The sequence below is a fragment of the Serratia sp. H402Y genome (assembly GCF_051172415.1).
Taxonomy (GTDB): Bacteria; Pseudomonadota; Gammaproteobacteria; order Enterobacterales; family Enterobacteriaceae; genus Serratia; species Serratia ureilytica.
In genome coordinates this window covers 180,006-195,102 of sequence record NZ_JBPIYZ010000005.1, presented here as the reverse complement: position 1 = coordinate 195,102, position 15,097 = coordinate 180,006, and the positions used below count along the sequence as shown (strand labels likewise).

Annotated in this window: 13 protein-coding genes; all 13 read right to left on the bottom strand. The window is 57.9% G+C overall.

Features of this window, described 5'->3' with window-relative positions; translation table 11 throughout:
• Window positions 1–284: 284 nt before the first annotated feature.
• The 13 genes from wecG to rho all read right to left on the bottom strand — a co-directional run bounded on the left by wecG (window position 285) and on the right by rho (window position 14,769).
• The gene (wecG, locus tag ACSBQS_RS20960) at window positions 285–1,025 is read right to left on the bottom strand and encodes a lipopolysaccharide N-acetylmannosaminouronosyltransferase (protein ID WP_047025958.1); all 741 of its coding nucleotides are present in this window, start codon (window positions 1,023–1,025) and stop codon (window positions 285–287) included.
• A 14-nt stretch (window positions 1,026–1,039) separates the two neighbouring features.
• Window positions 1,040–2,407, bottom strand: coding sequence for an ECA oligosaccharide polymerase (gene wzyE, locus ACSBQS_RS20955; RefSeq protein ID WP_033631481.1), 1,368 nt, complete (start codon window positions 2,405–2,407; stop codon window positions 1,040–1,042).
• Window positions 2,404–3,489 (bottom strand): TDP-N-acetylfucosamine:lipid II N-acetylfucosaminyltransferase, encoded by a 1,086-nt coding sequence (locus ACSBQS_RS20950; protein WP_047025959.1) that lies wholly within the window; start codon window positions 3,487–3,489, stop codon window positions 2,404–2,406. The genes wzyE and ACSBQS_RS20950 overlap by 4 nt, the downstream gene beginning before the upstream one ends.
• On the bottom strand, window positions 3,486–4,736 hold the full coding sequence (wzxE, locus tag ACSBQS_RS20945; protein WP_434991332.1) for a lipid III flippase WzxE: 1,251 nt from the start codon (window positions 4,734–4,736) through the stop codon (window positions 3,486–3,488). Before wzxE ends, ACSBQS_RS20950 begins: the two co-directional genes overlap by 4 nt.
• A gap of 1 nt (window position 4,737) precedes the next feature.
• Window positions 4,738–5,868, bottom strand: a complete 1,131-nt coding sequence (rffA, locus tag ACSBQS_RS20940; RefSeq protein WP_033631478.1) for a dTDP-4-amino-4,6-dideoxygalactose transaminase — start codon at window positions 5,866–5,868, stop codon at window positions 4,738–4,740.
• Complete coding sequence (gene rffC, locus ACSBQS_RS20935; protein WP_197666742.1) at window positions 5,855–6,586, bottom strand: dTDP-4-amino-4,6-dideoxy-D-galactose acyltransferase; 732 nt, start codon at window positions 6,584–6,586, stop codon at window positions 5,855–5,857. The genes rffA and rffC overlap by 14 nt, the downstream gene beginning before the upstream one ends.
• The gene (gene rfbA, locus ACSBQS_RS20930) at window positions 6,564–7,445 is read right to left on the bottom strand and encodes a glucose-1-phosphate thymidylyltransferase RfbA (RefSeq protein ID WP_033645039.1); all 882 of its coding nucleotides are present in this window, start codon (window positions 7,443–7,445) and stop codon (window positions 6,564–6,566) included. Before rfbA ends, rffC begins: the two co-directional genes overlap by 23 nt.
• 49 nt (window positions 7,446–7,494) lie before the next feature.
• Window positions 7,495–8,562, bottom strand: a complete 1,068-nt coding sequence (gene rffG / locus ACSBQS_RS20925; protein WP_033645040.1) for a dTDP-glucose 4,6-dehydratase — start codon at window positions 8,560–8,562, stop codon at window positions 7,495–7,497.
• Window positions 8,559–9,821, bottom strand: a complete 1,263-nt coding sequence (gene wecC / locus ACSBQS_RS20920) for a UDP-N-acetyl-D-mannosamine dehydrogenase (RefSeq protein ID WP_094141806.1) — start codon at window positions 9,819–9,821, stop codon at window positions 8,559–8,561. The genes rffG and wecC overlap by 4 nt, the downstream gene beginning before the upstream one ends.
• Window positions 9,818–10,948: a non-hydrolyzing UDP-N-acetylglucosamine 2-epimerase gene (gene wecB / locus ACSBQS_RS20915; protein WP_033645042.1), complete on the bottom strand. Its 1,131-nt coding sequence runs from the start codon at window positions 10,946–10,948 to the stop codon at window positions 9,818–9,820. Before wecB ends, wecC begins: the two co-directional genes overlap by 4 nt.
• An 84-nt stretch (window positions 10,949–11,032) precedes the next feature.
• A complete protein-coding gene (wzzE, locus tag ACSBQS_RS20910; RefSeq protein WP_033645043.1) occupies window positions 11,033–12,088 on the bottom strand; it encodes an ECA polysaccharide chain length modulation protein in 1,056 nt (351 codons plus the stop codon).
• A gap of 27 nt (window positions 12,089–12,115) precedes the next feature.
• The gene (gene wecA / locus ACSBQS_RS20905) at window positions 12,116–13,213 is read right to left on the bottom strand and encodes a UDP-N-acetylglucosamine--undecaprenyl-phosphate N-acetylglucosaminephosphotransferase (protein ID WP_025160399.1); all 1,098 of its coding nucleotides are present in this window, start codon (window positions 13,211–13,213) and stop codon (window positions 12,116–12,118) included.
• 296 nt (window positions 13,214–13,509) lie between these two features.
• Window positions 13,510–14,769 (bottom strand): transcription termination factor Rho, encoded by a 1,260-nt coding sequence (gene rho, locus ACSBQS_RS20900; protein WP_004934188.1) that lies wholly within the window; start codon window positions 14,767–14,769, stop codon window positions 13,510–13,512.
• Window positions 14,770–15,097 lie beyond the last annotated feature (328 nt).

Here is a 15,097-nt window from a genome sequence, read left to right as displayed (position 1 = left end):
ATCCCCTGCCGTTCGGGTTGGCATCAACGGGTAGTCGGAGCGAAGTTACCGTGAGAAGAACATCGTTCAGCGCTGTCGCATCAGGCTTCAGCGGCCAGGGATAATTTCCGGGCGGTATCGTTTCGCATTTCGTCGCTATAAGCAAACCGCAATTTAAAACTTTATGGAATAAATGCGGCGACGTTTAGGGCTGGGGGTTATAGATATGCGGGAGAAATAGGCAAAAGCAGATTATTGGTACAGCAGACCGGGGCGAACCGACACATTCCCCCCCGGATAAGCGATTACATTTTGCCGCTGTAGTAGTAGCCGACAAACTTCAACAGCTTCAGCTGCCGGCCGATGCGGCTGGGCTGGCTAAGCAGGCGGTAAAGCCACTCCAGACCGAGGTTCTGCCACACCTTGGGCGCACGCTTCACATGGCCGGTAAACACGTCGTAGGTGCCGCCCACGCCCATATACAGCGCCTGCGGATGCACCTTGCGGCAGTCGCGCATTAGGATCTCCTGCTTCGGCGATCCCATCGCCACCGTCACGATGGCGGCGCCGCTGGCGCGAATACGCTCGAATAGCGCCTCTCGCTGCTCCGGTTTGAAATAGCCGTCCTGGCTGCCCACCAGGTTAACGTTCCACTGGCTGCGCAGCTTCCGTTCGGTTTCCGCCAGCACCTCCGGCTTGCCGCCGACCAGGAAGACCGGCGTGCCTTCACGGCCGGCGCGCTGCATCAAGGCTTCCCAAAGATCGGCGCCCGCGACGCGCGAAACGTCCGCCGCCGGGTATTTGCGGCGAATCGAGCGCACCATGCTGATGCCGTCGGCGTACTTGTACTCCGCTTCATCCAGCAACGCATGCAGCGCCGGGTCCTCTTCCGCCTTCAGGATCTTTTCCGCATTCATGGCCACCAACGTGCCCTGTTTGACCCGGCCGCCGTCGAACAGAAAGTCCATGCAGTGCGCCATATCGCGAAAGCCCCACAGGCTGAAACCGCGCAGCTCATACTGCGGCACCGAAATCTTTGTTTCCATCGTCGTCATTACCCTTACAAAAGACCGTCCGCCCGTGGGGGAGAGGCCAGCGCGCGGGCGCGCGTCACTCTGGCCTTGATGAGCCCGGCGGTATCGAACAGCCAATACAGCAACTTCGCCAGCACCAGACAGGCGCCGAAAATAATGCAGAAGAACACCACGCGCGAAACGAATGAGTCCACCCCTTCGCGCGCCAACACGATCATGTTGAACACCGCGCCGAAGCAGAATCCTTGCAGGATAGCCGCCTTATAGCGGTTCGGTTCGGTTTTGCCCAACTCATACAGCCAGTCGAACCACTTGATGATCATGCCCACCAGAATCGCGCCGAGCGGGATGAACAGCGCGCCGCCCATCACCACCAGCGAACCGATCAGCGTCGGGGATATCGCCAGCCCGGAGTGGTTGTTCAGCACTTCCCAGGTGAAATAGTTGGCCGAGTTCAGCACCACGTCCGGCCGGCCCGGCCATAGCCACGTTGGGATAAAGACGTAGAAATCACGCAGGATCGGCGCCAGGCCCTGGAAATCGATCTTGTCGTAATTTTGCAGCAGCAGCGCCAGATTTTCCCACGGCGAGAAGGTGTCTCGGGTCAGATAGAGGAAGGTATAAAACGCTTCCGCGCCGCTGACGTCCAGGCTGTAGCGCTTCAACGCCAGCCAGAACATGCCGACCACGCCGAATATGCCGGCCGCCGCCAACATCCACAGCGTGATCCAGCCGCGCACGATACCGATAAACAGGAACAGCGCGAAGGCGATGATGATATTGGCGCGGGTGCCGCCGACGATCACGTAGGTCAAAATGCCGAACGCCACCGTCGCCACCAGGAACAAGAACCAGGCGCGCAGATCCTGCCGCAGGAAATAGACCACCAGCATCGCCGGAATGAAGAAGTAGAAGAACCGTTTGAGCGCCACGCCGGACACGTCGCTGGAGAAGATCTGGCTGTAGGAATTGAGCTTGAACAGCAGGAAGCCGTTCTGCATGAAGAAGATACCCACGGTCCCGATCGCCACCAGCGCCAGCAGCACCCAGGTCATATGGGTTTCCACCCGGTTCATGGTGAACAGCGCCGCGCGCGGCTGAGAGCGGCGCTTGCGCAGCCGGGTCTTGTAGGTGACGTAATAGATGGCGTAAAACGCCGTCGCCGACAGCAAGGCGTACAGCAGAAACTCCACCGGCACCACCTCGACGTCAAACTGAAACACCAGCAGACAGGTCAGCGGGAAGCCGAAATAAAACGTCAGCAAATACAGCAGCGAGAAGAAGACGTTGAAGTTAAAGCGCACGCGCCGAAACTCCTGGTAGGTCAGCGTCAGAATAAACGTCAGGCTGACCAGGTAGACGACGAACAGGCCGCCGAATTGCGCCAACGTCATGAGTGCTCTCCCGCCGCCAGCGCCAGGGCTTGCTGCCAGCCATCGACATAGTTCGGATTAAAGAAGGCGATCGTCTGCTTGTCCACCGCCGCCAGCTGACGCTGCGCTTCGCGCACCACCGCCTCGTCGAGCGAGTCGCCGTAGAACAGCACCGGCAGGTGCTGTTCCGCCAAATCCTGCCAGAACGGGTTCTGCCGGCTGAGCACGAAAGGCACGCCAAACTGAATCAGCAGACACAGGGTGCCTATCCCCTGCTGGCGATTGAAAATGAAATAACCCAGATCGCAGGCGCGCAGGATGTTGAGGTAGTCCTCAAACGCCACCTGCTGCGTGAGCAGCTGCAGGTTTTTCTCGCCGAACAGCGGCAACCCGGCGGCGCGCACCTGCTCGATGTAGGCGTCGTTATGGGCCGGATAGCCCATCGGCAGGATCACGCGCACGTCGGCGCCGAACTGCTGATGTATCGCCTGCAGCGCTTCGATATGCCGGTTGCTGCGATCGCCGGAGTTGCCCACCAGAATCGTCATCGGCCCGGCCAGATTTTTCTCGACGTGAACGTCGGTCAGCGCCGGATCCATCCGCGTCGGGAAGTACAACAACGAGGCCGGCACCCGCGCATGGCGCTGCTGATAGTGGATCACGTCGCCGCGGGTGGCGAACACGTTCCCCACTCGCCCCTGCGCAATGCGGCGCAGCAGGTAAAACAGCCGAAATTTCCAGCTGGTGGCGTCTTCGTACAGATCGGCACCCCAAATATGCCAACTGACCTGATGCGCCTTGATCTTGCCGCTCAGCAGCGCCAGCCACAGCCCCGGGTTAAACTGACCGTGCAGGAAGAAGCGCGCATCGCGATCGGCCTGGGCGCGGGCGATCACCGCCGCCGCCAGGCTCTTCTTGTCGGCGTAAGGCTCAATGTTCAGGGCGGGGAAATCCCCCAGTGCCGCCACATCCTTGGCCGCCACCATAAAATGCCGCGTCTGCTCAGCCGGCAAACGCGGCGCCAGCACGTCGTTGAAGAAGCGCAGCACCGTCTGGTTATGATGCGGGATATCGGATCCCAGAACGTGAATCAGTGTGGTCATACTCGTCTACGATAAATAAGAAACACGCAGCTACAGAGCGCGAAATACACGATGTAGGTTGCCATATAGGCCTGAGCCGCCCCCAGCGCGCCGCGCAGCGGGATCAGCCAGTGCGAGAACAGCGTCAGCAGCAGAAACTGGCTGACTTCCGTCAGGATATAAAAGCGCAGCGACGCTTTGGCGATCACCAAATAGCCGAACACATAGGCCCCGACTTTCAGCACGTCGCCCACCAGCTGCCAGGCAAACAGATCGCGCATGGCGACGAACTTGTCCGAGAACAGCAGCCAGATGGCGAAATCACGCAGCAACCACACCGTAAAGCTCGCCGCCGCTACCGCCGGCAGCACGAATTTCAGCGAGCGCACGATCTCCCGCGAGATGGCGCCCTTGTCCGTCAACCGCGACAGCGTCGGCAGCAGATAGACGGTAAACGAGGCGGTGATAAACTGCAGATAGGCATCGGAAATGCTGCTGACGCCTTGCCAGATCCCCACCTCATCCCAACCGTAATGCGCGGCCAACAGGTTACGCATCATCACGTAGGCCACCGGCAGCGTCACCGAGGTGATCAACGCCATGAGGGTGAATTTGCCGAGGTTGCCGGCCACCCCTTTGTCCCAGCGCGGAGTCAGGTAGCGCAGCGGCAACGTTTTGCGCCGCCACAGCATCAGCCCGGCCGGCACCACCACCAACGCCGGCACCAACGCCAGCCCTGCCAGCGCGCCTTCATAGCCGCCCAGCGTGAAGCACAGATAATAAGCCACCACGCCGATCAGGCTGCCGCCGATCACCGCCAGCGCGTTGCCCATCGCGTCGCGATAGCCTTTCAGCACCGCCATGAACAGGTTGGCGTAGGCGATGCCCATCTGAATGAAGGCGACGGCGCGCACCACGCCGACGTAATCGGCATGCCCGAACAGCCCGATGCTGATCGGCTCGGCGGCGAACAAAAACACCAGCGCCAGCAAGGTCGAAAAGCCCAGCACGATGCTCGACGCGGTGCCGACCGCCAGACGCAGACGCTGCGAGTCCTGGTGGTACTCCGCCACGTATTTGGTGATGCCGTTAAAAATGCCCGCGCCGGACAGCACGCCCAGCACGGTGATCAACTGGCGAAAGTTACCCGCCTGCCCCACGCCGCTGGGGCCAAACGCCACCGCCAGCAATTTCACCACCAATAGCCCCACGCCAATTTTGATCAGCGTAGAGCCGGCGGTCCATATCGATGCTTTTGCCAACGACATATCAGGCGAAGAAGCTCAGAATGGTATTGATTACCGTACGCTGATTGACATCGGACATATTGTAGAACAGCGGCAAGCGCACCAGACGCGCACTTTCCTGCGTGGTGTAACGGTCTTCGCCGGCAAAGCGGCCAAACTGTTCGCCGGCCGGGCAGTCATGCAGCGGGATATAGTGGAACACGGCCATGATTTCGGCTTCCTTCAGGTAGTCGATAAAGGCCGTGCGCTCTTCGATATCGCGCAGCTTGATATAGAACATGTGCGCGTTATGCACGCAGTCCGCCGGAATGCTCGGCAACTCGATACGGCCTGACCGAACCAACGGCAGGAAACTGTCGTAGTACTTCTGCCACAGCGACAGGCGGCGCTGGTTGATGCGCTCCGCCACTTCCAGCTGCCCCCACAGGTAGGCGGCCTGCAGGTCAGACATCAAGTAGCTGGAGCCGATGTCGCGCCAGGTATATTTGTCGACCTGGCCACGGAAGAACTGGCTGCGGTTGGTGCCTTTCTCGCGGATGACTTCCGCCCGATCGATCAGGGCCGGATCGTTCACCAGCGTCGCGCCGCCTTCGCCGCCGGCGGTATAGTTTTTGGTTTCATGGAAGCTGAAGCAGCCGATATGGCCGATGGTGCCCAATGCCTTGCCTTTATAGGTCGACATCACGCCCTGCGCGGCGTCTTCCACCACGAACAGGTTATATTTCTTCGCCAGCGCCATGATGGTATCCATCTCGCAGGCGACGCCGGCGTAGTGTACCGGCACGATCGCGCGGGTTTTATCGGTAATCGCCGCTTCGATTTTGGTTTCGTCGATGTTCATGGTGTCCGGACGCAGATCAACGAACACCACTTTGGCGCCGCGCAGCACAAAGGCGTTGGCGGTTGAAACGAAGGTAAAGCTCGGCATGATCACTTCGTCGCCCGGCTGAATATCCAGCAGGATGGCGGCCATTTCCAACGACGCGGTGCAGGAAGGCGTCAACAGCACTTTCGCGCTGCCGAAATGCTGTTCCATCCACTGCTGGCAGCGACGGGTAAAACCGCCGTCGCCGCACAACTTGCCGCTGCCCATGGCAGCCTGCATATATTCCAGTTCAGTGCCAACAACCGGTGGTGCGTTAAATGGAATCATGTCTACCTCTGTATAACCAGTACGCGGTGCTTTCAATCACGGCACCCTGTCGTTGATAGAGTCGTAATGCGGCGATATTGCCTATCTGGGTCGCGACCCGCAGGTGCTGCATCCCCTGACGCCGGGATTCGGCGATCGCCGCCGCCATCAGCCTGGAACCAATCCCCCGGCCGGATGCGCCGGGGAAAGCTGCCAGCAGGCCGATGCGTGTTTCCCGTTCGCCCAAATTGCGCAGGCTGACGAATCCTTCTGGGTGCCCCTGTTCGTCCAGCGCCAACAGGCACTGATGATCGAAGGTGCCCAAAACGGCCTTTTCGATCCACAAAGCATAAAACCGGCCGCTGTCATCAGGTTGATACCAGGGCGCACGAAAGCGGCTGGCGGCGAATGCCTGAGCCGCCGCGCTACGCAATGCGGGGATATCGGCCTCGGTCGCAAAGCGTATCGCCTGTACGCGGTCACCAAATTCAAGCATCGGTCTGTTATCAAGCGCCAAAACCAAATCGACCTCGCCCTCAACCAGGCGGAAGCCTAAATCGGCCAGGCCATCCGCCAAGGCCAATTGCTGTGCGGAAACTTTGGCCTGCACCAGGGCATAAGCCGCCACGTCGGCCTCAGCCAGAACCGGGGCTGAGGAGGAGAAGATGAGTTTCGCGCTGTCCAGCGCGAAAAACTCACTTTCCCATGACAAAGGCTCAATAATGGCGTGGACGCACATGCAGCAAATCCAGCAAATACTTGCCATAGCCGGTTTTGGACAAGGAGTGGGCGGCACGTTTGACGCCCTCATCATCCAGCCAACCGTTGCGCCAGGCGATCTCTTCCAGACAGGCGATTTTAAATCCCTGACGTTTCTCGACCGTCTGCACGAAGCTACTGGCTTCCAGCAGGCTGTCGTGAGTCCCGGTGTCCAACCAGGCAAAACCGCGCCCCAGCAGCTCGACGGTCAGATCACCGCGCTCCAGATACATCTGGTTGATGCTGGTAATTTCCAGCTCGCCGCGCTCGGAAGGCTTCACCTGCTTGGCGAACTCCACCACCTGGCTATCGTAGAAATACAAGCCGGTTACCGCCCAATCGGATTTCGGTTTTTTCGGTTTTTCTTCGATCGACAGCGCGCGGAAATTGTCGTCAAACTCCACAACGCCAAAGCGCTCAGAATCCATCACCTGATAACCAAACACGGTGGCGCCCTCGGTTCGGGCCGCAACGGTTTTTAATTTCGGGCTGAAAGACTGGCCGAAGAAGATGTTATCTCCCAACACCAGGCAGCAAGAATCGCCGTTGATGAACTCCTCGCCGATCAGGAACGCCTGGGCCAGGCCTTCCGGCTTAGGTTGCGCGGCGTAGCTGAGATTGACGCCAAACTGTTCGCCATTACCCAGCAAACGTTCGAATGACGGCAAATCCGCTGGGGTCGAGATGATTAAAATGTCGCGAATCCCCGCCAACATCAGCACCGACATCGGATAATAAATCATCGGTTTGTCATAGATCGGCAACAGCTGTTTGGACACGCCGCGCGTGATCGGATGCAAACGCGTGCCGGAACCGCCGGCCAGAATAATACCTTTCATACTAGCTCCCAAATCCGCAGCACCTTATAAGGACAGCACTGCGCTACATTCAATCGGACAGCCCCAAACGCTCGCCGGCATAAGAACCGTCTTGCACCCGGCGCCACCAGACTTCGTTATTCAGGTACCAAACCACGGTTTTGCGAATGCCGCTTTCGAACGTTTCCTGCGGCCGCCACCCCAACTCACGGTCGATCTTGCCAGCGTCGATGGCGTAACGCATATCGTGGCCCGGACGATCCTTGACGTAAGTGATCAGATCGCGGTAGTGCGCCACGCCCTGCGGTTTGTTCGGCGCCAGTTCTTCCAGCAGGTCACAGATGGTCTGCACCACTTCGATATTCTTGCGCTCGTTATGGCCGCCGATATTGTAAGTTTCGCCCACCACGCCTTCGGTCACCACCTGATAGAGCGCACGCGCGTGATCCTCGACATACAGCCAGTCGCGCACCTGCGCGCCGTTGCCGTATACCGGCAGCGGTTTACCGGCGACGGCATTCAGGATAACCAGCGGGATCAGCTTCTCCGGGAAGTGATAAGGGCCGTAGTTGTTCGAACAGTTAGTCACAAGGGTCGGCAAACCGTAGGTGCGCAACCAGGCACGCACCAGATGATCGCTCGACGCCTTGGAGGCGGAATACGGACTGCTCGGCGCATAGGGCGTGGTTTCGGTGAACAGATCGTCGGTGCCGTGCAGGTCGCCGTACACTTCGTCGGTGGAGATATGATGGAAACGGAAAGCCTGCTTCTTCTCCGCCGCCAACGGCTGCCAATAGTGGCGCGCCGCTTCCAGCAGGGTGTAAGTGCCGACCACGTTGGTCTCGATAAATGCCGCCGGGCCGTCGATAGAGCGATCGACGTGACTTTCCGCCGCCAGGTGCATCACCACATCCGGCTGATAGCGGGCAAACACCCGATCCAACCCGACGCGATCGCAGATGTCGATCTGCTCGAAGGCATAACGATCGCTGTCGGCCACTACCGCCAGCGACTCCAGGTTACCGGCATAGGTCAGCTTATCCACCACCACTACGCTGTCGCCGGTGGCCTCGATGATATGTCGCACGACCGCAGAACCGATAAATCCGGCGCCACCGGTGACTAAGATACGCTTCAACGCCAAACTCCTTTGGTATCCACCACCCAGCTTTGCTTAATCTCTTCCGGCCGGATGGCCTTGAACTGCTGATGATCGACCAACATCACGATCACATCGGCCTGCTGCAACGCCTCAGCGATCGTTTTCAACGCCACATGACCCACCAACGATGCCGGCAGGTGTTCGACGTTAGGTTCCACGACCAGCGTTTCCCCCGAATGCCAATCAGCAATCAAATGGGCAACTTCCACCGCCGGGCTTTCACGCAGATCGTCGATATTCGGCTTGAACGCCAGGCCGAAGCAGGCGATTCTCAACTCGGACGCGCGCTTGTTAGTCGCGGCCAGGCAATCGGCTACCGCCGCTTTCACACGGTCGACTACCCACAGCGGTTTACCGTCGTTTACCAGGCGCGCGGTGTGGATCAGACGCGCCTGCTGCGGATTTTGCGCCACGATAAACCACGGATCGACGGCGATGCAGTGGCCGCCGACGCCCGGGCCAGGCTGCAGAATATTCACTCGCGGATGACGGTTCGCCAAACGAATCAGTTCCCAGACGTTGATCCCCTGCTCGGCGCAAATCAACGACAGCTCGTTGGCAAAGGCAATGTTCACATCACGGAAGCTGTTTTCCGTCAGCTTGCACATCTCGGCGGTTCGCGCATTAGTCAGTACGCATTCACCCTCGAGAAAAATCTTGTATAGCGCACTGGCGCGCGCCGAGCACTTCGGCGTCATACCGCCGATCACACGGTCGTTTTTAATCAGCTCCACCATCACCTGCCCCGGCAACACGCGTTCCGGGCAGTAGGCAATATTCACGTCCGCCGCTTCGCCCGCTTGCTGCGGGAAGCTGAGATCGCTGCGCGTTTCAGCCAACCATTCCGCCACCTGCTCAGTGGCGCCCACCGGCGAAGTGGACTCAAGGATCACCAGATCGCCTTTTTTCAGCACCGGTGCCAGCGACTTCGCCGCTGTCTCGACATAGCTCAGGTCGGGTTCATGATCGCCCTTGAACGGCGTGGGCACCGCGATCAGAAACGCATCGGCCGGCTGCGGTTTGGTCACCGCCCGCAGATAACCGCCCTCAACGGCGTCCTTGACCACTTTATCCAGATCCGGTTCGACGATGTGGATCGCGCCACGGTTAATGGTATCTACCGCATGTTGGTTTACATCAACGCCCACCACTTTTTTCTTGCGTGAGGCAAACGCCGCCGCCGTTGGCAAGCCGATATAACCCAGACCAATGACAGAAATAGTGTCAAAGCTCATAGTGTCACCTGATGATTCTTTAAGGCTTCGAGGATACGCTGGCAGGCATGTCCGTCACCGTATGGGTTATGCGCCCGGCTCATCGCTTGATATTCGCTTTCGTCCGTCAACAACCGAGTTACCGTATCAACGATTTTGGTCACATCGGTCCCAACCAGACGCACCGTTCCCGCATCCACCGCCTCCGGACGCTCGGTGGTATCGCGCATCACCAGCACCGGCTTGCCTAACGAGGGCGCCTCTTCCTGAATGCCGCCGGAATCGGTCAGGATCAGGTGCGCTTTGGTCATCAGATAAATAAACGGCAGATAATCCTGCGGTTCGATCAACATGATGTTATCGATACCTTTCAGAATACGGTTGACCGGCTCGCTGACATTCGGGTTCAGGTGCACCGGATATACTACCTGCGCCTCCGGGTGGTTGCGGGCTATTTGAGCCAACGCGCTGCAGATCCGCTCAAAACCGCCGCCGAAACTTTCCCGGCGATGGCCGGTGACCAGAATCAGTTTTTTGTCGGCGTCGAGGAACGGGTAACGCTGCGCCAGGCTAGCCTGCAGAGCGGCATCGCTCATCACCCGATCGCGCACCCAAAACAGCGCGTCGATTACCGTATTGCCGGTCACGAAAATCTGATTATCCGGCAGTGTTTCGCGCAGCAGGTTTTGACGTGAATTTTCGGTCGGCGCGAAATGGAATTTCGCCAAATGCCCCGTCAGAGTTCGGTTGGCTTCTTCAGGCCAAGGGGAGTACAGATCGCCAGTACGCAATCCGGCTTCCACATGCCCGACAGGAATTCGCTGATAGAACGCCGCCAGGCTGGTCGCCAGCGTGGTGGTGGTATCGCCGTGCACCAGTACCACATCAGGTTTGAACTCTTCCAACACCCCTTTCAGCCCTTCCAGGATGCGACAGGTGATTTCCGTTAGCCCCTGGCCAGGTTTCATGATGTTCAGGTCGTAATCCGGTGTAATCTCAAACAACCGCAATACTTGATCCAACATCTCACGATGCTGCGCCGTTACACAGACCTTTGCGTCAAAGGCCTCATCCTGAGCCAAAGCATGTACCAGCGGCGCCATTTTAATGGCTTCAGGTCTGGTGCCGAAAACAGTCAACACTTTCACAGAGAATCTCTTTTTGGTCAGTTAAGCGCAGGCGTACCTGCGAACCGAGCGCACTAAGCGCCCATCGGTAAGTTAAATCTATGGTTACTTCGGCTGCCGACGCGCCAAGGCCACACCGGCGCCAACCAACGCGCCCATCGCGCCCCACAAAATCAGCCAGAAGACCCGGCGTGGGCTGTCGCGTTTTACCGGCTCTTCCGGCGTGCGCAAATAGCGATAGGTCTGGAACTTCTCATCCAACGTCGGGCCAACGTTCAGCGTCGCCAGCATTGCGCGGTTCTGATCGTAATCCAGATCGTAGGTCGGGCCGGAGGCCTGCAGGCCTTCCAGACGCGCCTGCAGCATTGGCCGGCCCAGCAAGAACAGATCCGAATCCGGCAACTGTTCGGCCGGAGTGTCGGTTTGCGTACGGCTGATCCCCTGGCTCTCGGCAATTTTCAACGCCTGTTGCGTGGTGTTCAGCTCGCGCTTGTAAACCGACTCCGCGACCGCTTCCTGACGCTTGACCTGTGCCTTCATCGAGGTGGTGCGAGCGGCCCACGCGCCCTGGATCTCTTCGTTCAGGTGCAGGGCTGCGCGGTGGCTGGCGAAGGCCACGTATTGGCGCAGCAGGCGGTTGGCGTCCGCGGCGGTTTCCGCCGTCAGCTTCACGCCGTCGTTCGGGACTTTTTTGTCGTCGCGCGGCGTGAACAGGATGTTATTGATCAGCTCGTCGAGCAATGCCGCATCGGCACGCGCATCCCCTTCCTGACGCTGTTTGTAGTAATCGCTCTGCAGCCAGAAATCGCGACGCGTGTCGTAAGCCGCCAGCTGCATGATGAATTCATTGTACGCTTCATCCGCGATGCTCGGCTGATCGCCGGCCGCCGCCGCCGGCAGCGTGCGCACATCCAGATTGCGCAGGAACTGCTGCTGGGAGTAATAACCGCCCAGCGCATTCACCGTCGGCCTGTCGGTGATCGCGGTGGCGCTCCACTCTTGCTTAACCAGGTAAGAAACGATCAGCGCGACCGCCGCGAACAGCACCGCAATGCCGATAATCCACGGTTTGCCGCGCCACAGGGTGCAGCACAGGCCGCGGATATCGAGTTCGTTATCCACCGCCGGGGTATGCTTGTCAGACGTTGTTTCTGGATTCATCACAGCCAAAAAGCCTCTGGTCTCTGGTTAAGGTACTTGCTTGTTATCGCCCGAACGCCGCAGCCGGCGCTTGATACGCTTAATGTACCGCGCAACCCGCCAGGCGCGCTTGATGCAGTAACCGTACAGGAAGAAGGCAAGCAAGAATAATGCCAACATAACCCACTCAGGGATAAAAGTCAGGCGTTCGCCGATCACGCCCACCGCAGCCAGCAACGCGGCCGCCAGGGTGATCAGCACGAAAGCCTGCCGCGGCGTAAAGCCGGCGCGCATGATCAGGTGGTGAATATGTTGACGATCGGGAGAGAAGGGGCTCATCCCCTTGCGTAAACGACGATACATGATTGCTATCATGTCCATCAGCGGAATAGCGATGATCCACAGCGCGGTCACCGGGTTGATCGAGTGCGCCTTTCCCTGTGAACTTTGCAGCAGCAGCCAAATGGCGGTAAAACCGATCAGGGTGCTGCCGGCATCCCCCATAAACACCTTATAACGGCGGCCGAGGATGCCGAGATTGAGCAAAATATAGGGAACGATAGTGGCGATCATCGCAAAGCACCAGAACGCCAGCTCATGATGGCCGCTCAGGTACAGCAGCAGGCCCAGCGCCCCGAAGGAGACGCACGACAAACCGCCCAGCAGACCATCGATGCCGTCGACCATATTGAAAGCGTTGATCGCCGCCCATACCGCGAACAGCGTCACCAGATAGCCGAACGGCCCCAGCAGCATCTCCCAGTCACCCAGCACATGGCCGAAGCTGCGCAGATACAGACCGGCGAACACCATCATGGCGATGCCGACCAGCGCCTGCACCAGGGCGCGAATTTTAACGCTGATATCGAAACGATCGTCGAGCGCCCCCACAAACACCAGAATACCGGCGCAGGTGAGATAAAGCTTGGCGTGTGCGATGGGTTGTTCAGAGATCCAAAACGCGAAGCACAACCCGGCATAAACGGAAATACCGCCGACCAGAGGAATCAGCCCCTGATGGCGTTTGCGATAATTGGGTTTATCTACCAGACCAATACGTTTTGCCGCCTTGCGGGCAACAAAGAGAAAAGCCAAAGAAAACAGGAAAACAAATAGAATTTCAGTACTCATAGTGAGTAAGTTCACAGTTAACAGATCTCTGTAGAAGATAAGGCAGCTTACCACGGGCTAAGGCTTGTGCCATCGGCCCCCGCTACCTTTCGGTCATTTCCTATGACAACGGTGATTCATGCCTATTTTCTTCGCATCGACTGACAAAATGACAGCAGCAAAGCCGACCGGCGCGAAACCGACCGACAAACAAGATGAATTCTCAATAAGTCGAGGAAACAACTTACTTTTCCATTACTGCTACTTATCGTATCCGCCAAAAGCGAAAAACGCCACGACTAGGCGTGGCGTTCAGCGAATTTTTTAACGAATTATGAGCGTTTCATCATATCGAAGAATTCATCGTTGGTTTTAGTCATCGCCAACTTATTAATGAGGAACTCCATCGCGTCGATTTCACCCATCGGATGAATGATTTTGCGCAAGATCCACATTTTTTGCAGCTCTTCAGAGGTGGTGAGCAGCTCTTCTTTACGGGTACCGGAGCGGTTGTAATCGATAGCCGGGAATACGCGTTTCTCGGCGATTTTACGCGCCAGATGCAATTCCATGTTGCCGGTACCTTTAAATTCTTCGTAGATCACTTCGTCCATCTTCGAACCGGTATCAACCAGCGCGGTCGCGATGATGGTCAGGCTGCCGCCCTCTTCCACGTTACGCGCCGCACCGAAGAAGCGCTTCGGACGATGCAGGGCGTTGGCGTCCACACCACCGGTCAGCACCTTGCCCGAGGCCGGCACCACGGTGTTGTAGGCGCGCGCCAGACGGGTGATGGAGTCGAGCAGAATGATCACATCTTTCTTGTGCTCAACCAGGCGCTTGGCCTTCTCGATCACCATTTCGGCCACTTGTACGTGACGCGAAGCCGGCTCGTCGAAGGTCGATGCGATCACTTCGCCTTTCACCAGGCGCTGCATCTCGGTCACTTCTTCCGGACGTTCGTCGATCAGCAGCACCATCAGCACGCAGTCTGGGTGATTGTAGGCGATGCTCTGCGCGATGTTCTGCAGCAGCATGGTTTTACCGGCTTTCGGCGGTGCCACGATCAGGCCACGCTGGCCGCGGCCAATTGGCGCCGCCAGATCCAGTACGCGCGCCGTCAAGTCTTCGGTCGAGCCGTTGCCGCGTTCCATCCGCAGACGGGAATTGGCGTGCAGCGGCGTCAAGTTCTCGAACAGGATCTTGCTGCGGGCGTTTTCCGGCTTGTCGTAGTTGACTTCGTTGACTTTCAGCAGGGCAAAATAGCGCTCGCCTTCTTTTGGCGGACGAATCTTACCGGAAATGGTGTCACCTGTGCGGAGGTTGAAGCGGCGGATTTGGCTAGGGGATACGTAGATGTCGTCGGGACCGGCGAGGTAGGAACTGTCTCCAGAGCGGAGGAAACCGAATCCATCCTGCAATATCTCGAGCACGCCGTCGCCGAAGATATCTTCTCCGCTTTTCGCATGTTGCTTCAGAATGGAGAAGATGATGTCCTGCTTGCGCATGCGGGCAAGGTTTTCCAGCCCCATATTTTCGCCGAGAGTAATCAGCTCAGAAACCGGCGTATTCTTTAATTCGGTAAGATTCATAGTGGTGGGTTCTTAAACTCGGGGTATGTCTCGAACTTGTATCGTGAATGGTATGGCAGCGAGATGCGTGCCTGTTTACTGGACGTTCGATCACCGGGCGCAGAGCCGTCGCGGTAAGAAATGGCTTACATCGGGCGCACGCATTGACGGTTGAAGATCGAAGGTACCTTAAAAATGATTTTTGCAAAACCGTTTGATTGCCAAAACACGGGTTGAGTTCAGTTTACTTTCAACGCCGGTGGTTCGACACAGAGTATAGCTTTAGATTCAAACTCTTTAGATTTAAAACTTCGGGCAAGTTCTATATGCAGTGTGGTTAAACTTAACA